The organism is Enterobacter sp. E1 (assembly GCF_016809815.1).
Lineage (GTDB): Bacteria > Pseudomonadota > Gammaproteobacteria > Enterobacterales > Enterobacteriaceae > Enterobacter > Enterobacter adelaidei.
Map to the genome: position 1 here is coordinate 139170 of NZ_JAFBJM010000004.1, position 24911 is coordinate 164080.

General features: G+C 54.2%; 24 protein-coding genes. 9 read left to right on the top strand and 15 right to left on the bottom strand.

The genetic code is table 11. From position 1 onward, the window contains the following. Positions 1–24 precede the first annotated feature (24 nt). From JGF26_RS12415 to JGF26_RS12425, 3 genes are all read right to left on the bottom strand, one after another. Positions 25–693, bottom strand: a complete 669-nt coding sequence (locus JGF26_RS12415) for a GntR family transcriptional regulator (protein ID WP_128347626.1) — start codon at positions 691–693, stop codon at positions 25–27. 252 nt (positions 694–945) lie between these two features. Then, a complete protein-coding gene (locus JGF26_RS12420) occupies positions 946–1986 on the bottom strand; it encodes an NADP-dependent oxidoreductase (RefSeq protein WP_129325155.1) in 1041 nt (346 codons plus the stop codon). A 65-nt stretch (positions 1987–2051) separates the two neighbouring features. Then, positions 2052–2627, bottom strand: a complete 576-nt coding sequence (locus JGF26_RS12425) for a helix-turn-helix domain-containing protein (protein ID WP_134708148.1) — start codon at positions 2625–2627, stop codon at positions 2052–2054. 148 nt (positions 2628–2775) lie between these two features. On the opposite strand from JGF26_RS12425, the gene JGF26_RS12430 reads away from it, so the two are divergent. Then, the gene (locus tag JGF26_RS12430) at positions 2776–3294 is read left to right on the top strand and encodes a GNAT family N-acetyltransferase (RefSeq protein ID WP_028018868.1); all 519 of its coding nucleotides are present in this window, start codon (positions 2776–2778) and stop codon (positions 3292–3294) included. After that, entirely contained in the window at positions 3291–3740 is a 450-nt protein-coding gene (locus JGF26_RS12435; protein WP_028018867.1) for a DMT family transporter, read from the top strand. The genes JGF26_RS12430 and JGF26_RS12435 overlap by 4 nt, the downstream gene beginning before the upstream one ends. A 3-nt stretch (positions 3741–3743) precedes the next feature. Here JGF26_RS12435 and JGF26_RS12440 read toward each other — a convergent pair whose 3' ends face one another. Further along, entirely contained in the window at positions 3744–3977 is a 234-nt protein-coding gene (locus tag JGF26_RS12440; RefSeq protein WP_028018866.1) for a YdcY family protein, read from the bottom strand. 56 nt (positions 3978–4033) lie between these two features. After that, positions 4034–5632, bottom strand: a complete 1599-nt coding sequence (locus JGF26_RS12445) for an ABC transporter substrate-binding protein (RefSeq protein WP_049007332.1) — start codon at positions 5630–5632, stop codon at positions 4034–4036. Positions 5633–5915: 283 nt separating this feature from the next. Between JGF26_RS12445 and JGF26_RS12450 the strand changes: the two genes are divergently transcribed. Genes JGF26_RS12450 through JGF26_RS12460 form a run of 3 tightly spaced genes read left to right on the top strand, consistent with a single transcriptional unit; the run spans position 5916 to position 12428 of the window. Further along, complete coding sequence (locus tag JGF26_RS12450) at positions 5916–7268, top strand: SrfA family protein (protein WP_134708147.1); 1353 nt, start codon at positions 5916–5918, stop codon at positions 7266–7268. Between the two features lie 4 nt (positions 7269–7272). Then, complete coding sequence (locus tag JGF26_RS12455) at positions 7273–10254, top strand: virulence factor SrfB (protein WP_129325158.1); 2982 nt, start codon at positions 7273–7275, stop codon at positions 10252–10254. Beyond that, positions 10251–12428: a virulence factor SrfC family protein gene (locus JGF26_RS12460; protein ID WP_128347621.1), complete on the top strand. Its 2178-nt coding sequence runs from the start codon at positions 10251–10253 to the stop codon at positions 12426–12428. Before JGF26_RS12455 ends, JGF26_RS12460 begins: the two co-directional genes overlap by 4 nt. A 31-nt stretch (positions 12429–12459) precedes the next feature. Here the strand turns inward: JGF26_RS12460 and JGF26_RS12465 are convergent, their stop codons facing one another. The 9 genes from JGF26_RS12465 to JGF26_RS12505 all read right to left on the bottom strand — a co-directional run bounded on the left by JGF26_RS12465 (position 12460) and on the right by JGF26_RS12505 (position 20978). Continuing rightward, positions 12460–13215: an alpha/beta hydrolase gene (locus JGF26_RS12465; protein WP_134708146.1), complete on the bottom strand. Its 756-nt coding sequence runs from the start codon at positions 13213–13215 to the stop codon at positions 12460–12462. Positions 13216–13301: 86 nt separating this feature from the next. Further along, positions 13302–13475, bottom strand: a complete 174-nt coding sequence (locus tag JGF26_RS12470; protein ID WP_013096478.1) for a GhoT/OrtT family toxin — start codon at positions 13473–13475, stop codon at positions 13302–13304. A gap of 181 nt (positions 13476–13656) precedes the next feature. Continuing rightward, positions 13657–15081 (bottom strand): aminobutyraldehyde dehydrogenase, encoded by a 1425-nt coding sequence (gene patD / locus JGF26_RS12475; protein ID WP_134708145.1) that lies wholly within the window; start codon positions 15079–15081, stop codon positions 13657–13659. Positions 15082–15105: 24 nt separating this feature from the next. Further along, a complete protein-coding gene (locus tag JGF26_RS12480; RefSeq protein WP_108089803.1) occupies positions 15106–15912 on the bottom strand; it encodes an ABC transporter permease in 807 nt (268 codons plus the stop codon). Continuing rightward, positions 15902–16846, bottom strand: a complete 945-nt coding sequence (locus tag JGF26_RS12485; protein ID WP_134708144.1) for an ABC transporter permease — start codon at positions 16844–16846, stop codon at positions 15902–15904. The genes JGF26_RS12480 and JGF26_RS12485 overlap by 11 nt, the downstream gene beginning before the upstream one ends. A gap of 1 nt (position 16847) precedes the next feature. Then, complete coding sequence (locus JGF26_RS12490) at positions 16848–17861, bottom strand: ABC transporter ATP-binding protein (protein ID WP_028018857.1); 1014 nt, start codon at positions 17859–17861, stop codon at positions 16848–16850. A 17-nt stretch (positions 17862–17878) separates the two neighbouring features. After that, positions 17879–19024: a putative ABC transporter substrate-binding protein YdcS gene (ydcS, locus tag JGF26_RS12495; protein WP_028018856.1), complete on the bottom strand. Its 1146-nt coding sequence runs from the start codon at positions 19022–19024 to the stop codon at positions 17879–17881. A 273-nt stretch (positions 19025–19297) separates the two neighbouring features. Next, entirely contained in the window at positions 19298–20707 is a 1410-nt protein-coding gene (locus tag JGF26_RS12500) for a PLP-dependent aminotransferase family protein (RefSeq protein ID WP_134708143.1), read from the bottom strand. Between the two features lie 82 nt (positions 20708–20789). Next, positions 20790–20978 carry a hypothetical protein gene (locus tag JGF26_RS12505; RefSeq protein ID WP_032666971.1) on the bottom strand — a complete coding sequence of 63 codons (189 nt, stop codon included), beginning with the start codon at positions 20976–20978 and terminating at the stop codon, positions 20790–20792. A gap of 393 nt (positions 20979–21371) precedes the next feature. Here JGF26_RS12505 and JGF26_RS12510 point away from each other — a divergent pair, with 393 nt between their 5' ends. The 4 genes from JGF26_RS12510 (at position 21372) to hslJ (ending at position 24475) form a co-directional block, all read left to right on the top strand. Next, entirely contained in the window at positions 21372–22772 is a 1401-nt protein-coding gene (locus tag JGF26_RS12510) for a cytochrome ubiquinol oxidase subunit I (RefSeq protein WP_128347616.1), read from the top strand. Beyond that, complete coding sequence (gene cydB, locus JGF26_RS12515) at positions 22772–23782, top strand: cytochrome d ubiquinol oxidase subunit II (protein ID WP_134708142.1); 1011 nt, start codon at positions 22772–22774, stop codon at positions 23780–23782. Before JGF26_RS12510 ends, cydB begins: the two co-directional genes overlap by 1 nt. Next, the gene (locus JGF26_RS12520; RefSeq protein WP_032666970.1) at positions 23782–23910 is read left to right on the top strand and encodes a DUF2474 domain-containing protein; all 129 of its coding nucleotides are present in this window, start codon (positions 23782–23784) and stop codon (positions 23908–23910) included. The genes cydB and JGF26_RS12520 overlap by 1 nt, the downstream gene beginning before the upstream one ends. Positions 23911–24037: 127 nt before the next feature. Next, positions 24038–24475 carry a heat shock protein HslJ gene (gene hslJ, locus JGF26_RS12525; RefSeq protein WP_028018852.1) on the top strand — a complete coding sequence of 146 codons (438 nt, stop codon included), beginning with the start codon at positions 24038–24040 and terminating at the stop codon, positions 24473–24475. Here hslJ and JGF26_RS12530 read toward each other — a convergent pair whose 3' ends face one another. After that, a complete protein-coding gene (locus JGF26_RS12530) occupies positions 24476–24742 on the bottom strand; it encodes a DUF333 domain-containing protein (protein ID WP_025759109.1) in 267 nt (88 codons plus the stop codon). Positions 24743–24911 lie beyond the last annotated feature (169 nt).

The window sequence follows — 24911 nt, forward strand, 5'->3', positions numbered from 1 at the left end:
ATAGTCGCTGTGTTAAATAATCTCTTAGTTAAAATATTGTCGCTGTAAAAGAGAATTTGCTTCATCAATCAACTTATCAATCGCCTTCTGGCAGTCGCCCACATCCCGTCGCTCAAGGGCCGCAAGTAGCTCATCATAGTGATATGTCGACATCGTGATGTCGTTGAGTTCCTGGTGCAGATAGTTAATGCACGGCCCGATGCGGACCCACAACTGTTCAATTAAGGCATTGAGCGTAGGCATTTCCGCATACTGATAAAGCGTAAACCGGAAGACACGATTCGCATGCAAGGCCTGCTGAACGTTACCATTACGCATGGCGTCATGAAAGGCGTCCGACAATTTGTGCAGCACGTCCAGCTTGCCGTCAGACATATTCTGACATGCTGCGGCAACCGCCATCGGCTCAAGTTGTTTTCGGATGGCATTAATCTCGTTATAACGCTCCAGCGTCACCTCAGGCACCAGAAATGCCTGTGCTGGCGTGGCATGTAACGCTCCTGATGACACCAGACGCAAAAGCGCCTCACGAACCGGGGTAATACTGGTGCCTAATTTATCGGCGATCTCTTTCGTAATCAGTCGTGCCCCAGGTTTGAGTGAGCCTGTAATTAACGCTCCTTTCAAACTGAGTTCAACTTGCATGGTAAGACTGATCCTTTGCGCTTTTTCTAAATGATCCAAATCAAGCATGTTCAATTCCTGTAGCTAAAGCTCAATGCTATTTTTAAACGTCAGTTTAATAAAACGACGCCGGTCCGATATATCCTGTATCGTCATGCCTGGTGGTGGGAAGTACGTAAAAACATCAAAACGTGCAAAATTTGTATTTTTCGTTTTCGGGCTCATCCGGGATGATGGCGCGAAAAGCCATGTCAGTTAATTAAAGACAATATATCGTATCTTCACAAATAAATATGGCGGGAAACCCCGCCATATTGTGGTTTATTTATTGTCGCCCACGACGCGAATCACGACTTTGCCGAAGTTTCGCCCTTCCAGAAGGCCAATCAGCGCCTCAGGCGCGTTCTCCAGGCCGTCAGTCACCTGTTCACGATAGTGAATTTTGCCCTCCTGCACCCAGCGCCCCATCTCTTGCTGGAACTCTTTAATGCGATGCCCATAGTCCTGGCCGATGATAAAGCCCTGCATACGAATGCGTTTCTTCAGAATGGTCGCCATCAGGAGCGGCAAACGGTCCGGGCCGTCAGGCAGACCCGTCGCATTATAGCCACTGACCAGACCACACACCGGGACGCGCGCGGAGGTATTCAGCAACGGCAGCACGGCGTCAAAGACTTTCCCACCGACGTTTTCATAATAGACATCAATTCCTTTCGGACAGGCGTGTTTCAACTGGTCGGCAAAATCCGCAGCGTGGTGATCCAGACAGAGGTCAAACCCGAGGACCTCAACCGCATGGCGGCATTTTTCTGCGCCACCGGCCACGCCGACCACCCGGCAACCTTTGATTTTGCCAATCTGCCCAACGGTCGCGCCAACCGGGCCTGTTGCGGCAGCAACCACCAGCGTTTCCCCCGCTTTAGGTTGCCCGATATCCAGCAACCCCATATAGGCGGTAAAGCCCGGCATACCCAGAATACCCAGCGCCCAGGAAGGATGAGACGGATTTTCACCCAGCTTGACCAGGCCGCTGCCGTCCGAGAGTTCATACTCCTGCCAGCCGCTGTAGCCCAGCACCCATTCACCAGCTTTGAAGTCGGGATGGTTTGACCGCTCAACGCGACTGACCGTTCCTCCCACCATCACCGCACCGATCTCAACCGGCGGTGAATAGGATGGCGCATCGCTCATGCGGCCACGCATGTAAGGGTCCAGCGACAGCCAGACCGTACGGAGCAAAAGCTGCCCCTCAACTGGCGCAGGAACAGGTTGCTCCTCCAGACGAAAATTCTCCGCGACCGGCGCACCCTGTGGGCGGGAGGCCAGTACCCAGCGGCGATTAAGCGAAACAGATTGATTCATCAGGAACTCCTTCTGGTTCAAATGTCATTACAGCCTGGCTCACGATCGGCGTTATCGCTTTAACATTACGAGCCAGATTGGTTAAGCCGTACGACCAGATAGATGCAGGTTTCATTCGTCTCGTTGATGAACCGACAGTCATTAGGCGGCCCCAGCTCCAGACAGTCCCCGGCCCGCATCTCGTGGCGCGTATCGCCCTCCTGGAACACCAGCTCACCCATTTGTAGCCAGATAAGCTGACGAGCCAGCGCATAAGAAGAGGCAGGCATAGGCACATCGCTCCCCGCCGGGAGTTCAACCTGAACAAGGTCAATAGGAAGATCTGTGCGGGGAGAAACGTGGCGGCGAAGGTAATGCGTTTGTGGATCGCGCCAGACGGGCTGGTTGGCGAGGCGCAGTAGTTTTCCCTCTTGCATCTCGGCTCTGGCAATCAGCGTCGACATGCTGATGCCAAAAGCCCCCGACAAGCGGGCAAGCAACGTTGCCGTAGGGCTACTGTCCCCACGTTCTATCTTGTGGATCATCGCACGCGAAACGCCTGCCCGGTCAGCAAGCTCGCTCAAAGACCATCCGCGAGACTCGCGTTCAAGGCGAACTCTTGCGCTAATCCGTTGATTCATGGTGTCTGTTATGGTGTTCATGACGTCATACTATAGTGTATGAACGGCATTTCAATGGGCTTTTGATAACAAAAAAATATGGCTTATGTCATAGCTATCTGGCGATACAGTTGTGTAATATCGTAGTTAAATCGTAATACTATAGTGAACAACACACAGAGGTTTCATCATGATCGTTCGTCATGCCTGCAAAGAAGACTGCGCTGCGATAGGAGAAATATACAACCACGCGGTGTTGCACACTGCCGCAATCTGGAACGATAAGACCGTCGACACCGATAATCGTATCGCCTGGTTTGAGGCACGCACCCTCGCAGGTTATCCGGTACTGGTCAGTGAAGAAGACGGTGTTATCACGGGCTATGCCTCTTTTGGTGACTGGCGTGCCTTCGACGGTTTTCGTCATACGGTAGAACATTCGGTCTATGTTCATCCGGATCATCAGGGCAAAGGGATTGGTCGCACATTGATGAAAGCGCTGATTAACGAAGCCCGTGCCATCGGCAAACATGTGATGGTCGCAGGCATCGAAGCGCAGAATCATGCCTCGATTCATCTCCATGAAACGCTCGGTTTTGTGACGACGGGTCAAATGCCGCAGGTGGGTACCAAGTTTGGCCGCTGGCTGGACTTAACCTTTATGCAGCTGCAGCTGGATGAGCGCAGCGACCCGGACGCCATCCCATGAATCAGTCAATGACGCTGGCTTTTTTGGTGGCGGCGGGAATCGGTCTGGTGGTGCAAAATACCTTAATGGTGCGCATCACCCAGTCCTCCTCCACTATTCTTATCGCGATGCTGCTGAATTCACTGGTCGGCATTGTGCTGTTTGTCAGCATTCTGCTGCTGAAACAGGGCTTCGCCGGATTTAGCGAGCTGGCCGCTACAGTGCGCTGGTGGACGCTGATCCCGGGGCTGCTGGGTTCGTTTTTCGTGTTTGCCAGTATCAGCGGATACCAGAACGTAGGCGCGGCGACGACCATCGCTGTGCTGGTGGCAAGCCAGTTGATCGGCGGGCTGGTGATGGACGTGCTGAGAAGCAACGGCATACCGCTGCGCGCCCTGATCGGCCCGGTGTGCGGCGCGGTGATGTTGGTCGTGGGGGCCTGGCTGGTCGCGCGACGCCAGTTTTGATCGCTACAGAATGGTGCCGCCTTTCGTTAGCTGTTCCTGTCGCGCTTCCAGCTCCTCTTTATGCTGCTTACCGTGGTGTGAAATCGCGGTGCGCAGACGTTGCTGCTGGGTGTAGCGATCTTCACGGCTGAGCTCTGCATCATCGCTTAATTCAATCAGCAGTTCATTCATGTGGGTAATTACGCTCTCTTCGATGGCGGCATCGACGCGGGCGATAACATCGTTTAAATGTGACATTGTCACTCCTTGTGAATTGCCGGGTGGCGGCTACGCCTTACCCGGCAGTAATACGCTTAGTTCAGCTTCGCTTTTGAGAAATCGCTGCCCATCAGGCTCACGCTGTAACCCGTGACGTTGCTGCGGGTAGCGTAGAACGTTTTCCCGTTCGCCAGCGCGATCCACGGCGCCTGCTGGTAGAAAATCTCCTGCGCCTGACCGTAGAGTTTAGCGCGCTCAGCCGGGTTGCTGGTCAGCTTCGCTTTTTGCACCAGGGAATCATACCCCTTATCGCACCAGCGTGCTGCGTTTGAACCCGTTTTAATGCTGTTGCACCCCAGCAGTACGTCAGCAAAGTTGTCCGGGTCACCGTTATCGGACATCCAGCCGAACAGCGCAGAGTCATGCTCACCTTTACGCATGCCGGAGAGGTATTCGCCCCACTCGTAAGAGACAATTTTGGCCTTCACACCGACTTTCGCCCAGTCGCTCTGGATCATCTCCGCAATACGGCGCGAATTAGGGTTGTACGGACGCTGCACCGGCATTGACCACAGCGTCACTTCCGCGCCCTTCTCCAGCCCGGCCTGCTTCAGCAGGGCTTTCGCTTTTTCGGGGTCGTAGCTGTAGTCCTTCAGGTCTTTATTAAAGCCCATCATGTTTGGCGGAATTGGTGATTTTGCCACCGTACCCGAGCCCATAAAGACCGCATTGACGATGGCTTTCTTGTCGGTTGCGTAGTTTAGCGCCTGACGTACCAGAACATTATCAAACGGTTTTTTCTCGGTGTTAAACGCCAGATAGCCGACGTTCAACGCATCGACAGAGTGCAGCGTCAGGTCTTTGTTATTTTTAATCACATCAAACTGCACCGGGGACGGAGCAGGAATGATCTGGCATTCGTTGGTCTGCAATTTCGCCAGACGCGTTTCCACATTTGGCGTGATGGAGAAGATCAGGTGTTTTGTCGGTACCTCGCCCTCCCAGTAGTTCGGGTTAGCGACATAGCGGATCAGTGAATCCACTTTGTACTGCTGCAGCACATAAGGCCCTGTACCGATCGGCCAGGTATCCACGTTCTCTGGCGTGCCTTTTTTCAGCATCACGTCAGCGTATTCAGCGGAGAGAATAGAGGCAAAATCCATTCCCCAGTCGGCAAGGAATGCAGCGTTGGGTTCACTGAGGGTGAACTGAACATGGTAATCATCGACCTTTTTAACGTCCTGAATCAGTTTATCGAGGCCGACGTCATTAAAATATTCGTAGTTGCCCTGCGAGACGTTGTGATAAGGATGCTTAGGGTCTTTCTGACGCATGACGGAGAAAATGACGTCGTCGGCGTTAAAGTCACGGGTCGGTTTGAAGTATTTATTGCTGTTGAACTTCACCCCTTTACGCAGGGTAAACGTATAGGTCTTACCGTCTGGTGAGATTGTCCAGGACTCCGCCAGCGACGGAACCGGCGTATTTTTCACCGGATCGAAATTGATCAGACGGTTATACAACACCTGAGAGCTGGCCACGAAAGACGGGCCGGAGCTGGCGATTTGCGGGTTGAAAGACTCGGGTGAGGCTTCAGAGCAGTAAATAATGGTGTCATTATTTGCCGCCAATGCGGCACCGGCTGGTAAAAGCGTGCTCAGCGCAAGGGCGAGCAGTGTTTTCCCTGTAGACATGGTTATAACCCTGGATGTTTTATTATATAGGACAGTAATAACAGCACAGGCTTAATGACCTGGCAAATAACGAAACACTATCAGGTTATTCTAAAGTCACGTTTTTCGCTGGTTTTGCAGTCAATGCAGAAAAAGATGATTTGCCTTAAGTGCCATTATCCGTCAAGCACAACCGTCACTTTCTATGCCGCAAGAAATCGGCGCTTTTAGCGTCTCTTCCTCCGTTTGTTTGCTTCCTCATTTCGTTAAAGTAACGGTGTGAAGAAGTATATGGGATCAAATCGTGGCAAAAACTCTTTTACGCAGCGGTAATCTGGATGATTTTCAGGCCGTTGGCGGCGGCGGACAAGCCGTTTTTGAATCAGCGTTACAAATCCGGGAAGCGCTCCGGTTGCGCAAACAACAGGCCATTGTCGACTGTCTGGCCATTCCACAGGTCAACGATAGCGGTGACCGTGTAGACTGGTATTCCCCGATAGAGGGGAGTGTTACCAGCTGGAAAGCGGCCGATGAAGACGACCGTTTTCGCGCCCTGCGCTATCTGGAAAATACGCTTGCCAGCGTCGAGTCGTTGAGTAAGAAGTGCCTCCAGTCACCTAAAACAGCACAACAGCTTTTTGGTTCACTGCTGTCAAAAGCGTTCCAGTTTCCGGGCGAAAACTTTCTCTTTCTGGTCGAAGGGAAACCGGTCATTAGCTTCTGGGGCTTTGTAAACCTGAACGAAAATGCACGCGACGATGTTCTCGACTGCCTGCGTGAATCACTGATCCCTGAGCCAGCCCCCGTTGTGATTGAAGATCCTGAACCGGAACCTGAGCCGGAACCGATCATCACCTTCGAACAAGCAGACGAGCCACTGATTGCACCGTCAACGGTGGTGCGCATTACGCCGGAGGATCTGTATGAGCCAGAACCTGCTCCAGTCGCGACACAACCACAACCTGCTCAGGAACCCACCCCGACAACCGTTGTGAAAAAGCGTCGTATCCCGCTGTGGACGCTGCCCGTTGCCGCCGTGATCGTTGCCGCCATTGCCGCACCGCTGCTGTGGCCAAAACAGGCCCCTTCCGCGCAGCCAGCACCTGCACCTATGCCAGCACCTGTAGAAATTGCACCGAAACCGATCAAAGCAGTGGAACCACTGGCGATGAAACTACCGTTGCATCAGGCTGAGGTAGTGGCAAGCAAAGAAAAAGAACCTGCTCCTGCTCCTGCTCCTGCGCCCGCCCCGGTCGTTATCGTCGCGATTCCGAAAGATGCGATGGTTATGGAAGGTCAGCAAGTGAAAGCGGGATCGACGCGCTTCCTCAACGGGACCTGGCGCGCCATCCTCGATGTGAAAGATCCGGTGACCGGTAAGCCACCGTCACTGCGCTACCAGATCCAGAACAATAAAGGTTTCGCCCGTGTAGTGCATGGTGACAACATTGTCTGCCGCGCAGAGATCTTCTCCGGGCTTCACAGCAATGGTGAACTGATGATTAAGAGTCGCGGTAATGCCCGCTGCACCGACGGTTCACGCTACCCGATGCCGGAGGTTTCCTGTAAAGCAGGCACCAGCGATATCGCAGAATGTCGTGCTCGCTATGATGCAAACACCGTCGTCCCACTGACGTTCAAGAAAGCAGGTGCCTGATCCTATGCTGGTAAATCTTTGCGACTATAAACAAAGCGTCACGCTTATCGCTAACAGCGGCGTGCAGTTCCTTGATTTCGGTCTGACGCCGCAGGACACCGCCAGCAACGGGCGCTTCGTACGTAAAACCGCGAACGGCCCGCTTCTGCGTCTCGATTTCGACCTGGTGAACGGGCGTTATACTCTGCCCGGGTTGAACGGCGGGCAGCCTGAAGTGGTGAAACCGGAAACCACCATTGCGCTACATCAGTCGCTGGCGGTCCTTGATGGTGTCTGGCTTCCTGTTCCGTTCCTGCGCTTTAACCCGCCACGGACCTTTGTTGACGGCCCGGATAACTGGGCTCGCGTTCAGGTTCGCAAGCTTGATAAACCCGACACGGCAGGCAATACGCACCGCGTGACCCTCGCGCTTGACAGCCAGATTGCCGAACATGCCACGTCCGCGCTGTCCCCGGTCGAAAACGACATTCTGAACGGAACCCGTTTCGCTCTGGCCTGGCGGGATAACGAAGTGGAAAGTTTCCTCGACCAGACCTGGATTGACGGCTGGCTGCGTGAGGCATTTACCCAGTATGCCGACGGTGTTGAAAACCGCTCTGAACGTGATCTGCAACAGGCGATGCGTAGTTTTGAATATCAGGCACACTGGCTCAACCTGCTGACCATGCTCGGTGAGCAGCTTACCGTGCCGGAAGTGAAATTTGTCACTCATACGCTCAGTACCCCTGCCATTCCGGTCGACCTGATCCTCGATGTGGGCAATACCCATACCTGCGGCGTGATTATTGAAGACCACGGGGATGCGAACGATGGTCTGCGCCAGACTGCCGAGCTGCAGGTACGTTCGTTGAGCGAGCCACAATTCCTCAATGAACCCTTGTTCACCAGCCGCCTGGAGTTCTCAGAAGCGCGTTTTGGCAAGCAGCACTTCTCGGTTGAAAGCGGTCGCGAAGATGCCTTTGTCTGGCCGTCGATTGTCCGCGTCGGCGATGAAGCACGGAAACTGGCTACCCAGCGCCTGGGAACCGAAGGTAACAGCGGCATCTCCAGCCCGCGTCGCTACCTCTGGGATGAAACACCGGTGGTACAGGACTGGCGCTTTAGCCAGATGAACAGCAAAACCCAGCGTGAACCTCTGGCTACCGCGTTTCCGCTGATGAACCTGATGAACGATGACGGTGAGCCGCTCTTTACGCTGCCGCAGGACGAGCGACTGCCAGTCTTCTCGCCGCAGTACAGCCGTAGCACGCTGATGACACACATGTTGTGCGAGCTGCTGGCACAGGCTCTGGGGCAGATCAATAGCGTCGCCACGCGCTTGCGTCTGGGCTTCCCTGCGTCTCCGCGCCAGTTACGAACCCTGATCCTGACCCTGCCGTCGGCCATGCCAAAGCAGGAGCGGGAGATTTTCCGTCGTCGCATGTTCGAAGCGATCGCCATTGTCTGGAAAGCAATGGGATGGCACCCGCAGGATGAAGATTTCGCCACCCGCAAACAGCAGGAAAAAAGTGTGGTGCCGGTTCCTGAAATCCAGATGGAGTGGGATGAAGCCAGCTGCGGTCAACTGGTCTGGTTGTATAACGAAGCCATTTCTCGTTTTGGCGGCCAGACTGAGGCGTTCTTTGCCTCCCTCGCCCGCCCGGATCGTGAACCTGAGCCCGGCGCTCAGCCTGGGCGTTCACTGCGCGTCGCGTCCATCGACATTGGTGGCGGCACAACGGATATGGCGATCACCCATTATCAGCTTGATGATGGCTCGGGTAACAACGTTAAAATCACGCCGCAACTGCTGTTCCGTGAAGGGTTTAAAGTCGCGGGCGACGATACCCTGCTTGATGTGATTCAGCGCTATGTACTGCCCGCCCTGCAAACGCAACTGCAGAAATCGGGTATTGCGGACGCCTCGCTGCTGATGGCTTCGCTCTTCGGTGACTCCGGCCGAATTGACACCCAGGCAGTATTGCGCCAGCAAACGGCGCTTCAGCTCTTTATGCCGATTGGCCATGCCATTCTTGCCGCGTGGGAATCGAGCGATATTGACGATCCGCTGGCTGGCCTGCATGCCACCTTTGGCGATCTCCTGCCGCAGAAACCGACCCGCAACGTGATGAATTATCTGCAACAGGCGATCGATCATGCCCTGCCTGCGGGTTCTGAAACGTTCGATCTATTCACCGTTCCGCTGCACGTAAATTTCCGTGAGATGCAGGATGCAATGCTGGCTGGTCAGTTTACGCTGGCTTCGCCGCTCCATGCAGTATGTGAGGCGATTTCCCATTACAGCTGCGATATTTTGCTGATCACCGGGCGTCCTGGCTGCCTGCCTGGCGTTCAGGCACTGATTCGTCACCTGCAGCCGGTTCCGGTCAATCGCATCGTCTGGCTGGATAAGTATCAGGTTCATGAGTGGTATCCGTTCAGCCAGCAGGGCCGCATTGGCAACCCCAAATCAACAGCCGCCGTGGGTGCGATGCTTTGCAGCCTGGCGCTTGATCTGCGTCTGCCGCGCTTTAACTTTAAGGCAGCAGATATTGGTGCGTATTCAACCGTGCGGTATCTGGGTGTGCTGGATAATACGGTCAACACCCTGCGCGAAGAGAACGTCTGGTATCAGGATATCGATCTCGATAAACCCGGTGCGAAACTCGACGCGCGTCTGCACTTCCCGCTGCGCGGTAACGTCACCCTCGGCTTCCGCCAGCTGGCAAACGCACGCTGGCCGGCCACACCGCTCTATACACTTAGCATCAACTCGGCTGAACTGGCCAAAGCGATTGCGGGTGATGGCGTGCTGAACGTGCGGCTTAAACTCTGCGGTGGCAGCAAGCAGGAAGGCCCGGAGTCCTTCGAACTGAGCGATGCCTGGCTCCAGGACGGCACCCCGGTCGCCCCTGACGCGTTAACCTTCAAACTGAATACTCTGGCCGATCGCCGTCATAGCGGTAGCCACTACTGGATCGACAGCGGGAGCGTATACCTGAAATGACAGTGACGACGACCACCACTCAGGCTCTAATCGGGTGGATTAATGAGACGCGCCTGAACGCCCCGGTGCTGGATAACGATGCCGACGCCCTGCTTGCTCGCATCAACGCGGTGCAGGCGCGGGAACAAGCCATTGAACATGCCCTGACTCGCCAGAGCAGCATTGGGCTTTACGGTCATTCTCAGAGTGCAAAAGCGCACCTGCTTTTGTCTCTGTGCGGTAGCGGCAACGGACGCCTGAACGTGACACCAGGCCAGCGCACCTTTGACTATTTTTCCCATATCAATCCGGGACATGCCCTGACAAACATGGCCGTCCGCTTCACCCGGGGACATGCAGACGTCATTGATGAGGCGTTTCCTCTGCGTCTGAGTCTGATCACCGAGGCCGAACTGGTACAGCTGTTTATTGCCCGCACGACGCAGCACCCGCAGATGCGCGCCGTGGATAAAGCCGTCATTGAGACGCGCCTGGAAAAATGGCGCGGTCTGCGTCAGCCGCAGGGCGTGCCTGGCATCACGTCTCAGGAAGTCGGGGCAATTGCCCGCTTCTGGCAGAACACGGTACCCGCCGCAAAACAGCAAATTGATGATGCCCTGTGGCACCAGTTTGCCCAACTGGTCCCCTCCCTTGATCTCAGCACGCGAGCCAGCGTCTGGTCACTGTTGTGGGGTGAGCAACAGGAGTTGACCCAGCAGTGGTTAAAACTCGCCCATGTGCTGCATCAGACCAGCCATGCCAGCGAACTTGCCGCGCCGCTTAGCCTGCTGGTGGATAGCTTCGGCCTGCCCGGTGAAGGGTTCCTGACGCACGACGGCACGTTAACCCTTCAGGAAGCGCAGGAGACGCTGCTTCATCCACTGAATAACGGTGAGATGCTCAATGCCATCAGCATCCCCGTCGATGTGCTTGCCTTCCTGACCCGCGAGCTGGTGTTACCGGTTGAGAACAGTGCCCTGGATAATGTCGATATTATTGATATTCCTGTATTTGAAGAAAATAATGCCGATCCGTTACACCAGGCTAAATCACAGTGGCTGCTTGAGCACTACCGTCAACAGCTACAGCCAGATGTTCTGGTTATTTGCAATGCCACCGCACAGCACGAGCAGACGGCCAAAAAAGCAAAAGTGTTAATGAACTGGGTCAAAGAGACACAGCCTGCTGAAGAATCTGCCCTGCCGGGTCTGGTGTGGGCAATTACCCCTCATGACGCTCGTTTTACCACCAGGCAGAATCTCGATGAAGCCGTACAGCATCTGCTCGGTAAACCGGGTTTGCGCTGGGGCACCCTCCAGGCACTGGACAGCCACAGCATGCAGCGCGTGATCGAGTGGTTGTCTCAGGCTACATTACCTGCCCAGCGGCAGAAGCGTCTTAGTACGCTGAAAAACTTGCTGCGGCAGGAGCTTTCGTCTCTGATGCAAAGCTATCTGGCGCCGCTGGTTGAGGCCCCCGGAGCCAGACGAACCCGTGCAGAAAGTATGGTGCGAACCCTTCAGGGCTGCGCCGCCCGCCACGGTGAACTGCTGGAGGGTCTTCTGCCGCCGCTTAAAGCCTTTGAAACCCTGCTGGCCGTTCAGCAACCCCGTGAGGAGCAAGTTAACGGGTTGTTTACGGATTCCATTGACCTGTTTGCCGATAACGCACAGGAAAGTACCGGCATGTTCCAGACCAAAGACAAAGCGCGTCTGGCACACCGAGTGTGGATAAATCATCTGCGTCAATGGAGCCGCAATGATGCCACGGCAGCCCGTCTTGGACTGGAGCCCGGGGTGTTGCAGCAAATCGCAGATGTTCTGGTGGTAACCAGCTACCGGCTTAACCTGCCTCAGCAACTTCAGCGCATTGTTGAAACGGATAAAAGTAGCGCCGCACAGCTGCATGCTGTGATGGGTAACTTTGTTGGCTGGTTGGGTTACGACCAGACACCTGTTACAGCACGTCCGGCAAGCCGCATCCGTAAGGGTAATGCCATCTTTGTCACACCGGTGGTGAGTAGCGCGGAACCTCGTCTTACCCGACTGGGGGAACAGCCCGTACATGCAGCTACCGCGTATGTTTACGACTGGCTGGTTGCGCTCTATAGCCGGGCGATAGAGAACATTGATTACCAGCATCCGCATGATGTTCAGCCCGACTCTCGCCAGGCGCTGCAGGCATTATTGCGCTGATCTTTTTAGCCCGCAGCAATGCGGGCTATTATCACGCTGCCACGCACTCTGCTAATGCTTGTGCCAGCGCGGACGGGTTTTCCCAGGACATTGAATGCCCGGCTGCTGGGATGATTTTCACTTCAACGCCCTTCTGCTTCAGATTATCCACATCGTTATCCGGCAGCGACAGCTCGCCGAAAATCAACGTCACCGGGCAGGTCAGAGACAGGAATTGTGCTTCCCATTCAGGTTCCACACCTTCCACCAGGCTTGATGCGCCCCGCCACACGGCATAAGGGGCATAACTCTGCAGGCACCCCGCCCACGCCGTCGTTTCTGCGCTGAGCATGACACCATAACCCCGTTCCAGAAACTGTTGCTCGGTTTGCGCTGCGATAGACCGGCTGAACATTCCGCCACCTGCGTGAAAATTGGGTTCTGATACCATCACCCCTCTGACGCGCGGTGCCAGCAGACCCGCTGCTTCGATAGCAATGCTGCCACCCATGCTGTGGCCATAGAGCCAGAAGGCATTCAGTTTAAGATGGTCAATCAGTTCCGCCACAACGTGCGCCTGGTCGGTGGTTTTGTAGCTGTAGTGCTCAGGCTTATCGCTATAACCGCTGCCGGGCAAATCAATAAGAATGGCTCTGCGCGCGCCAAATGATGGATCACGAACGACTCGGGGGTATTCATAGGAAGAGGCGCAACCCAACCCGTGAATGAAGACGACGGGATCGTCAGCACCGGGCAAATCATGCCAGCGCACAGTGCAACCAGCCTGTTGCGAGTAAAAACTGTTCATAAGCACTCCTTTTATGATGCACTGTGTATTTATACAGTTATCACATCTGGAATGCTATGTTCATCTTTTAAAACTGGAAGCGAGCTTCAGAAAAGCGAGACCAGCAGCGCAACGGGAAAGCTCATTGGCCAGGTAGATCCCACCAGAAAAGCACTCAGCAGGCGTATACGTTTACGGTCTTTAGAGAGGAACCAGGTAATTAATGCGCAGATGGAAGCCATGATTGCGTAAAAAACCAACATCTTTTGATACAACGTCATTCTGTATACCAGAGCCGAAAAAATAACCGCACGCAATATGCGTCATATGTTGATACAGATCAAGTTTTTTCGTTACAGAATAACCACTTAAAAATTATGGCTAATAACAATTGGGTATTTTACGCAACATTAGTGGCGAAATGAGAGTACACCCGGCCGCGCAAGCGACCGGGCATGATGGTCAGTGTTTAATCATGACATGCCGGACAACCGTATAATCCTCAAGCCCGTAAACCGACATATCTTTTCCGTATCCAGACAATTTCATGCCGCCATGTGGCATTTCGCTCACCAGCATAAAGTGGGTGTTCACCCAGGTACATCCGTACTGCAGGCGCGCACTCAGGCGATGGGCGCGCCCAACATCTTTGGTCCAGACCGATGATGCCAGGCCATATTGCGAGTCGTTAGCCCATGCCAGCACCTGCGCTTCATCGTCAAACTCGGTCACGCTCACCACCGGACCAAACACTTCTCGCTGAACAATGGCATCTTCCTGTTTTGCACCCGCCAGCAGGGTTGGCTGGAAGTAGTAGCCCGTCCCCTCTTTTTTACTGCCTCCCGTGACAACGCGGATATGGCCGAGCGCTTTCGCCTCATCAACAGCTTTACAGACCCGTGAAAGATGGGCGGACGAACTGAGCGGCCCAAGCTCGGTAGAGGCATCCTCCGGGGCACCCATTTTGAGGCTGGCTACTGCTGTCCCCAGTTTTTCAACAAGCCGGGCATAAATCCCCTTCTGGGCATAAATACGGCAGGCTGCCGTACAGTCTTGTCCGGCATTGTAGAAACCGAAAGTACGAACACCTTCGACAACGGCATCGAGGTCGGCATCATCAAAGACGATAACCGGCGCTTTGCCCCCCAACTCCATGTGGGTGCGCTTAATCGAAGACGCGGTATGCCCGATGATATGTTCCCCGGTGGCAATCGAACCGGTCAGTGAGACCATACGCACTTTTTCATGTCCGGTCAGCGGATCACCTACCGTTTTACCTCGACCAAACAGCACGTTCAGAACGCCTGCCGGGAAGATATCTTTCGCCAGTTCTGCCAGTTTTAAGGCTGTCAGCGGCGTAATTTCAGAGGGTTTGATCACCACACAGTTACCGGCCGCCAGCGCAGGTGCCAGCTTCCATGCAGCCATCATCAGCGGGTAGTTCCACGGTGCGATAGAGGCGACAACACCAATCGGGTCGCGACGGATCATCGAGGTGTGGCCATCAAGATATTCCCCGGCGGCCAGCCCGTTCAGGCAACGCGCAGCCCCGGCAAAGAAACGAAAAACGTCGACGACGGCCGGAATTTCATCACCCAGAACACAGTGCAGCGGCTTGCCACAGTTAAGAGACTCAAGCCGGGCAAACTCTTCACCATGCGCCTCAATGACATCAGCCAGTTTCAGCAGGCACTCAGCACGCATTTTAGGTGTGGTTTGGCCCCATTCGCTGAAAGCACGATCCGCAGCCTGAACGGCCGCATCAACCTGAGCAGGTGAGGCTTCAGCAATCTCCAGCAGTACCTCTCCGGTGGCAGGGTTATAAACCGGCTGTTTTTCTCCTTCTCCGGCAACCAGTTCACCCTTTATCAGCAGATGTTTTTGCATAGCATTATCCTGTTGAAATTAAAGTTATTTCCCGCTACCGGCAATGTTCTCGCCGTCGCGGGTTAGCCACCAGGCTCCCAGAATGGGGATGGTCGTCACCAGCATCACCAACAGTGCAACGACGTTGGTGACCGGCACGTCGCGTGGACGCCCGAGCTGATTGAGTAACCACAGCGGTAACGTACGCTCGTGTCCCGCGGTAAATGTTGTGACGATGATCTCGTCGAACGACAGCGCAAACGCCAGCATGCCCCCGGCCAATAGCGCTGAGCCTAGATTGGGCAGCACGACATACCGGAAGGTTTGCCAGCCGTCAGCCCCCAGATCCATCGACGCCTCAACCAGACTCCAGGAGGTACGTCTGAACCGGGCAATAACGTTGTTAAACACCACCACCACACAGAAGGTGGCGTGTCCGACCACGATGGTGAAAAATCCCGGTTCGAGGTTGATAGCCTTAAATGCTGTCAGTAGCGCCAGACCGGTGATGATCCCCGGTAGCGCAATCGGCAACAGCAACAACAATGAGATCGCGTTTTTGCCGAAAAACTCACTGCGCCACAGTGCCGCTGCAGCAAGCGTGCCAAGCACGAGGGCGATTGCGGTTGATAAGGCGGCAATTTGAAGTGACAACGTCACGGATTCAATAATATCGCCGCGCCCTGCCGCCACGCTAAACCACTTCAGCGTCAACCCTTGTGGCGGGAAACTGAACGCAGCGTCTTCGGTGTTAAAGGCATAGGTCGCGATAATCAGCAGCGGGAAGTGCAGGAAGATTACCCCTCCCCACGCTGCCACTTTCAGGAACAACGGTGCGCGTTCAGAGTGCATCGAATGCTCCCAGACGTTTCACGAACGCCAGATAGAGAGAAATAAGCACGATGGGAACCAGAGTAAACGCCGCGGCCATAGGCATATTGCCGATCGCCCCCTGCTGAGAATAGACCATGTTCCCGATGAAATAGCCCGGCGGCCCCACCAGTTGCGGAACAATGAAATCCCCCAGCGTCAGGGAAAAGGTGAATATTGACCCTGCGGCAATGCCCGGGATCGCCAGCGGTAAAACGACATAACGAAAGGTCTGACGGGGACGCGCACCGAGATCGGCCGAGGCCTGCAGTAATGAAGCGGGCAGCCGTTCCAGCGCCGCCTGTACGGGCAGGATCATAAACGGTAACCAGATGTAGACGAAGACCAGAAACCGCCCCAGTCCTGAGGTGGACAACGTGTTTCCGCCAATCGCCGGTAGCGTCAGCATTGAGGCCAGGATCGGCTCCAGCCCCATATGGCTGAGAAACCATTGCGCTACGCCATCCTTCGCCAGCAGTAAAGTCCAGGCGTACGCCTTAACAATATAGCTCGCCCACATCGGCAGCATCACCGCGATATAGAAGAATGCTTTCCACTTACCGCTGGTATAACGCGCCATATACCAGGCCATCGGGAATGCCAGGATTGCGCTGGCAATGGTAACCGCTATTGCCATCATCAGCGTACGCAGGATGATATCGTAGTTTGCCGGGTTGAAGAGTGCCTGAATATTAGCCAGCGTCAGATCCGGCGTGACCGCCATAGTGAAGTCGTCAAAGGTGTAAAAACCCTGCCACAGCAGGGTCAGGAGCGAACCTAAGTAGACGATGCCAAACCACATCAGCGGAGCAAGCAGGAGCAGGAACAAGCCGAGCAATGGCTTTCGCCAGAACAGAGCCGTTATGCGGCTTAAGCGGCTGCGTGGTGCGGGAGGATGAGCGACACTCATATCCATTTCACCTCTCCTCAGACAGACGGATCATGGCATCCCGTGACCACGACGCCATCACTGCCTGCCCCGGCTCAACGCCACTCAGCATCGTGATATCACTGAGATTGGCCTGGCTCACCAGCAGTTTTGCCCCATCAGCGAGTTTGAGCTCCAGACGTGTTGCCGCCCCCTGATACTGTACCGCCTGCACGACGCCCTGAACCTGAACTTCACCGCTCTCATTGAGGCGAATATGCTCAGGACGTAGCGAGTAAGTGCCTTCCAGACCACAGACTTTCTGCGCAAGGCCAGCATCAAAGACATTGGAGGTGCCGACAAAACCGGCCACAAACGGGGTGCGCGGGCGCATGTAGAGATCGCGGGGTGTATCGACCTGCTCAATACGTCCGTTATTGAACACCGCCACCCGGTCTGACATGGAAAGGGCTTCGCCCTGATCGTGGGTGACAAAAATAAAGGTGATACCCAGTTCCTGCTGAAGCTTCTTCAGCTCGAACTGCATCTGCTCGCGCAATTTGAGGTCAAGTGCGCCTAAAGGTTCGTCCAGCAGCAAGACGCGTGGTTCATTGACCAACGCACGTGCAATAGCAACGCGCTGGCGCTGACCGCCAGAAAGTTGTGAGGGCTTACGGGCTACGGCAAAGCTTAAGCCCACTTTTTCCAGGGCATCCCGGGCCTGTGCATGGCGTTTTTTCTTGTCGACACCTTTGACCATCAACCCGTAGGCGACATTATCGAGGATCGACATATGCGGGAATAACGCATAGTCCTGGAATACGGTGTTCACATCCCGTTCCCACGGAGGAAGTTCGCTCGCCTCTTTGCCAAAGATAGCGATCGTGCCGCCTGAGAGCTGTTCAAAACCGGCAATCAGACGCAGGCAGGTGGTTTTGCCGGAGCCCGAAGGCCCCAGCATGGAGAAAAATTCTCCGTCACGAATCGCAATAGTGACCCCATCCACCGCCCGTACCTCGCCGTACAGACGAGAAACGTTATTAAACTCTACGGCATACGTCATGTTCTGCTCCCGGGCGATTAACGGCCGCCCATGATGGCGATGTAATCCTGCGTCCAGCGACTGTATGGCACGTATTTGCCGCCTTCAGCGATAGGGGTTTTCCAGAACATGATTTTGTCGAACTCGTTATATCCGTTTGTTTCGCAACCTTTATCACCCAGCAACGTACTGGCTTTACACCCTTCAGGAACCACAGGCAGTGAGCCAAACCATGCCGCCAGATCGCCCTGCACCTTCGGTGTCAGCGACCAGTTCATCCATTTGTAGGCGCACATCGGATGTTTTGCCTGCGCGTGAAGCATGGTGGTATCCGCCCAGCCAGTAACCCCTTCCTTCGGGAAGACGGTGGCAATCGGCTGGTTCTCAGCTTTCAGGGCATTCGCCTGATAAGGCCAGGCGCTGGAGGCGACGACGCCTTCATTTTTGAAGTCGCTCATTTGTACGGTCGTGTCATGCCAGTAACGGTGGATCAAGGCGTGCTGATCGCGAAGCACCTTGAGTACGGCGGCATACTGTTTCTCCGTGAGCTGGTACGGGTCGGTAATACCCAGTTGCGGTTGAGTAGCTTTGACAAACAGCGCGGCATCGGCGATGTAAATCGGGCCGTCATACGCCTGCACACGCCCCTGATTGGTTTTACCGTCCGGGAGATCCTGTTTGGTAAAGACCACGCCCCAGCTATCCGGCGGTGTCGGGAAGGTTTTGGTGTTGTACATCAGCAGGTTTGGCCCCCACTGATAGGGAGTGCCGTAGACTTTGCCACCTACGTTAAACCATTCTCCTTTCACAATCCGTGAATCGAGGGTTTTCCAGTTGGGAATGAGGTCGGGATTAATGGGCTGCACGCGTTTGCCCATGATCAGGCGCAGGGAAGCATCACCCGACGCGGTGACCAGGTCGTATCCCCCTTTCGCCATCAGGCTCACCATCTCATCCGACGTGGCCGCCGTTTTGACGTTGACCGCGCATCCGGTCTCTTTTTCAAACTGGGTGACCCAGTCATAATTTTTATCCGTCTGTCCGCGTTCGATGTATCCCGGCCAGGCAATAATATCCAGTCGTCCTTCCCCGTCACCGATAGCCTTTGGTGGTTCTGCGGCTTGCGCTGTCATGATAGTCATGCCGAGCGCACACAGGCTGCTGCGGGCAAATTTTTTGCTCATAATGGTTACTCCTGTCGCAATGGAATTTAGCGGCAGCCGTGCCGTAAAAATATCTCCCTTATTAAACGTAGACCGCGTAAATGCGCCGCACCGTGCGGCTTAAGGAAATTTCATCAAGGTGTGACCGAGGGCGCATTCCCCGTTAACTGGATTATAGACAAGGAGTTAGCGATGGGAGACGGTATGCAGATTTCCTGGGATATGGCGCCACGAAATATTCGCCGTGCCGCCATACGAATAAGGAATGATTATTTAAATGAAGGTAAGAAAAGTTTATTCCAGAATACTGCTAATTAATTTCCCCAACTGAATAACCGCCTGTTCTTCACGCTCCCCCCATGCCCAGGAGGTATTAAAACGAAAGAATGGCGTCCAGGCGTCAGAGGTGGAAAACATCTTTCCGGGGGCAATACTAATGTGGTGAATTAAGGCCTTTTCGCTAAGCAGCCCTGCATCCAGCTGCGCCGGAAGCTCCAGCCATAAAAAGTAGCCGCTATCATTATGGTGAATTTTGACCCCGGCAGGCATATGCCGCAAAAGGGACTGCCAGGCCTGCTGCTTTCGCTCGGCCAGCGTGCGTCGCAGGCGGCGCAGATGCGCGTCGTAACGTTTAGTCGCCAGATAGTCCACCAGCGCCAGTTGCATCGGAGAACTGGTCGATAACGTGCTCATCAGTTGAAGCTGCTGAATACGGCGTGCGTGTTTTCCCGCCGCCACCCAGCCGATACGAAACCCCGCCACCAGACATTTCGAAAACGATGAGCAGTGAAGCGTCATCTCCTCCCGGTCCCAGGCCTTCGCCGGAAGCGGTTTTTCCCGGCCGAAGTAAAGCTCGCTATAGACATCATCCTCAATCAGGGTGACGTTATGTTTCGTTAACAGCGCCACCAGATGCGCTTTTTTCTCGGCACTCAGCGTAAAGCCAAGCGGGTTTTGCCCATTGGTCATGAGCCAGCAGGCTTTTACCGGGTATTCATTCAGCGCCTGCTCAAGCGCATTCAGGTCGATCCCCTCGCGGACATCCGTCGCAACCGACAGCGCCTTGAGTTTCAGGCGTTCCAGCGCCTGCAATGCGCCGTAGAAACAGGGATTCTCGACAATCACCCAATCCCCGGGTTCAGTCACTGCCTGCAAACTGAGATTCAGCGCTTCAAGTGCGCCAGCGGTAATGACGATCTCTTCCGGTGAGATGTTCATCCCCTGCTGGGCATAGCGACGAGCAATGGCGTGGCGGAGATCAACATTACCCGGAGGTAAATTTTCAATGACGCTCATTGCGGTCGCCGTTTTACTGACATTCGCCAGCGAACGGTTGAGCTGCTGAAGCGGGAAAAGTCGGGGATCGGGAAACGCGGAAGCAAAAGGAACAACCGATGGATCGCGGCTGGCCTGCAATACGTCGAAGATATAGGTGTTGATATCGACCGCTTCGTCACGCATCACCTGGGCAGGCGGAGCAGGCTGTTGTGTCGTCGGGCGCGAGGCAACGTAATAGCCCGACTGCGGTCTGGCGACGATGCGCCCCTGACTTTCCAGCATCTGGTACGCGTGGCCAACGGTCATAAAACTCATGCCGCTGCTCACCACCTGCTCGCGCAGAGAAGGCAACTTATCGCCCGGCAACCATACGCCAAGCTCAATCTGCGAGATAATTTGTTGCGCCAGACGCTGGTATTTTTTCATCAGATTCTCCTTAATGCCGACAGTGTATATCAGCAGGAGAAAAAGAGAAGTTTTTGCTAACTGTTATGAAAAGCGGTGTTGATTACTTGCGGTACTCGATAACGTGGCTCTGGGCTGAATGTGCAACGGTCAGGTGATCGAGCGTAATCATCGACGATTTGCAAAAAATGCATTTCGCGCCAAACGGGTTTTTCTCAGACACATCAAAGACTGAGGTACGGTACTGCGAACCATGACAGCATGGGCAGCGGAAATGAATGTAAGAAGTCATAGGATTCTCCTGTGAACGTTAAAACGTAAATTGCTAATGGGCCTTTCAGGCGATAGTGGTTTGAAACAAAAACTAATCGGAGTGTAGAAAGAGAACCAGGAGCGGCTGCGGAGAGGCACAACGTGATGAGGACTACTTTATAAAACTACGTCAGATATTTTTTTGGACTCAAAACCAGAAGGTCATTAACGCATGGTGTTGAAGACAAAGCAAGCAGTTTCATGCGTAAAATTCATAAAAATAAATTTTTTATTCAAAAACACGATGTATATCAGATGTTCAATTCCTGATTATTCCTCCAACTGTTATAGATAAATTTTACTTTTCTGCCTCTGATAGTTTGATTTCTGCCCCTATAGCATAACAGCACACCGTTTGACATTGAGGTTGTGCATGTTTGGTTTAGATGCTTTTCATCTTGCACGGATACAGTTTGCTTTTACCGTATCCTTTCACATCATTTTCCCGGCCATCACCATCGGCCTGGCAAGCTATCTTGCCGTGCTCGAAGGCCTGTGGCTTAAAACCAAAAATCCGGTCTGGCGCTCGCTGTACCATTTCTGGTCGAAAATTTTTGCCGTTAACTTTGGTATGGGCGTTGTCTCCGGGCTGGTGATGGCCTACCAGTTTGGTACCAACTGGAGTGGATTTTCGCAGTTTGCGGGCAGTATTACCGGCCCGCTGCTGACCTATGAAGTGCTGACCGCCTTCTTCCTGGAAGCAGGTTTCCTTGGTGTGATGCTTTTCGGCTGGAACAAAGTCGGGCCTGGTTTGCATTTCTTCTCTACCTGTATGGTGGCGCTGGGGACCATTATCTCCACCTTCTGGATCCTCTCATCAAACAGCTGGATGCAGACCCCGCAAGGCTATGAGATCGTCAACGGTCAGGTCGTGCCGGTGGATTGGTTCGCCGTGGTATTTAACCCTTCCTTCCCTTACCGACTGCTGCATATGTCGATAGCCGCGTTCCTCAGCAGCGCCTTGTTTGTTGGCGCTTCCGCGGCATGGCATCTGCTGCGCGGGAATAATACTCCTGCCATCCGCGCGATGTTTTCTATGGCGCTGTGGATGACGCTAATTGTCGCCCCCATCCAGGCCATGGTCGGTGATATGCACGGGTTGAACACGCTAAAGCACCAGCCCGCTAAAATCGCCGCCATTGAAGGTCATTGGGAAAACCCGCCTGGAGAACCCACCCCGCTGCTGCTGTTTGGCTGGCCGGATATGGAACAGGAGCGCACCCGCTTTGGTCTGGAGATCCCTGCGCTGGGGAGTCTTATCCTGACGCACAGCCTGGATAAACAGGTTCCGGCTCTCAAGGAGTTCCCGAAGGAAGACCGCCCGAACTCGACCATCGTCTTCTGGTCATTCCGCATTATGGCCGGCTTAGGCATGCTGATGTTGCTGCTCGGCGTTGTGGCGCTGTGGTTACGCTATAAAAAGCGTGTTTACGCTTCTCGCCCTTTCCTGTGGTTTGCCCTGTTGATGGGGCCATCCGGGCTGATTGCGATTCTGGCCGGATGGATCACCACCGAAGTGGGCCGCCAGCCGTGGGTTGTTTATGGTCTGCAGCGAACGAAAGATGCGGTTTCAGCGCATGGTGACCTGCATATGAGCGTGAGTTTGCTGGCCTTTTTCGTCGTTTATACCTCGGTGTTTGGCGTGGGTTACAGCTATATGGTGCGCCTTATCAGGAAAGGTCCGCAGCCTCATGAATCTTATGCCACCGAATCAGACGGACGTCCGGCACGCCCACTCTCTGCCGTCACAACTGAACATAAGGAGCAGCCATAATGGGTATCGATCTTTCCATTATCTGGTTTGTCATCATCGTCTTCGCCACACTGATGTATATCGTGATGGACGGTTTTGATCTCGGGATAGGTATTCTGTTTCCGGCGACACAAAATGCCGACGATCGCGATGTGATGGTCAACAGCGTCGCCCCGGTCTGGGACGGAAATGAAACCTGGCTGGTGCTCGGCGGTGCGGCCCTGTTCGGTGCATTTCCACTGGCCTATGCGGTGATCATTGATGCCCTCACCATCCCGCTGACATTAATGCTGATCGGACTTATTTTCCGTGGCGTAGCATTCGAGTTTCGCTTTAAAGCAACGCCGGCGCACCGTCCCTTCTGGGATAAAGCGTTTATTGGTGGTTCAATTCTGGCTACGTTTACCCAGGGTGTAACGGTGGGCGCAGTGATCAACGGCTTTACCGTGACTGGCCGGGCCTATACTGGCGGGCCCTTTGACTGGTTCACCGCGTTTAACCTGTTCTGCGGTGCCGGTCTGGTGGTGGCCTATGCACTGTTAGGCTCTACATGGCTGGTGATGAAAAGCGAAAATGCCCTTCAGCAGCGGATGCGTGGGGTATCCAGAACGCTGTTAATCATTCTTCTGGCCTTCATTGCCGCAATCAGTATCTGGACACCGCTGGCGCAGCCAGCCATCGCCGCGCGCTGGTTCACGCTGCCGAATCTGTTTTACCTGTTGCCTGTTCCGGTGCTGGTGGTGCTTCTGAGTCTGTATCAGTGGCGTTGCCTCAATAATCCTGCAAGCCATAATCGCCCATTCATCCTGACGTTAGGATTGATATTCCTCGGCTTTAGCGGTCTTGGGATCAGCATCTGGCCGCATATCATTCCACCGTCAATCACCCTGTGGCAGGCCGCCGCGCCGACGCAAAGCCAGGGCTTTATGCTGGTGGGCGCGTTGTTGATCATTCCCATTATCCTGGTCTACACCTTCTGGAGTTACTACGTGTTTCGCGGAAAAATTCAGCATGGGGAGGGTTATCACTGATGCAACAACCTGTCTGGAAAAGATTGATGTGGCTGGCCATTATCTGGGGCGGAAGCGTACTGGCGCTGGCTGCGGTCAGTATGTTCTTTCGTATGTTGATGACGGCCGCAGGGTTTAAATCTCACTAATCTTCATATCGGGCAACGTCTTCGTTGCCCGACACCTGCCCGCACTTTCAGATAAACCCCATTAACGCACGACAGCGTATCGTTACACTGGAAAAAGATTCACAGTATTTATAGTTTGAGACGAAAAATGAAAAAGCTCATTGCGTTAAGCGTTATTAGCCTGGTCCTCTCCGGTTGCGTTAATCCGGGGAAAGCTTCCGTTCAGCCGGAGCAACTGAAGAATCATCGCTTTGTTCTGGAAAATGTCGACGGTAAAGCCGTGAAGGCCACAGCAACGCAACCTGAGATCAGCTTTAGCGCCCTGCCAGATATTAGCCTGGTTAATAACATTCGTGTTTCAGGCCTGATGTGTAATCGCTTCAACGGGCAGGGGAAATTATCCGAAGGCGAGCTGAAAGTCAGCGGCCTGGCCATGACGCGTAAACTTTGTACTGAACCGCAGCTTAACGAGCTGGATCGCGCTATCGGCGACATGCTGCGCAAAGGGGCGCAGGTCGACCTGACAGAAGACCAGTTAACGCTGGCGACAGCCGATAAAACGCTGTTGTTTAAGCGTGCAGAATAATCAGTAGTTACCGCAAGTTCCAACGGCAAGCGACTGTTCGCTGCAGCGTTTGCCGTTTGGCAAGGCGCACATCCCGATAGCAGAACCGTCAAGCTGGCGGGCAACAGACAACGAACCGCCAATCATCGCGCAGTTGGCCTGGCCGGAGCTGGACATCGCCGCTTTCATTCCAGGCGCCACGTGGGCCGCCGTTGCTTGCTGGACTGGTTCACTGCTACATGCCGACAATAATAACGCCGCACACCCTACCAAAAATGCTGAGCGCATGCTCTCTCCCCCATGAATAATGCGAAACCTATGCATAATAGGCATCACATCCCGTGTCGTCGAGAGCGGAAGTGCGTATTTATGCGTCCCGGAAACAATTTCTCGCAATTTTTTTGGCAAAACTTTGATCTACTCATTGATGCCGAGAATACCGAGGACACAAAAGCGA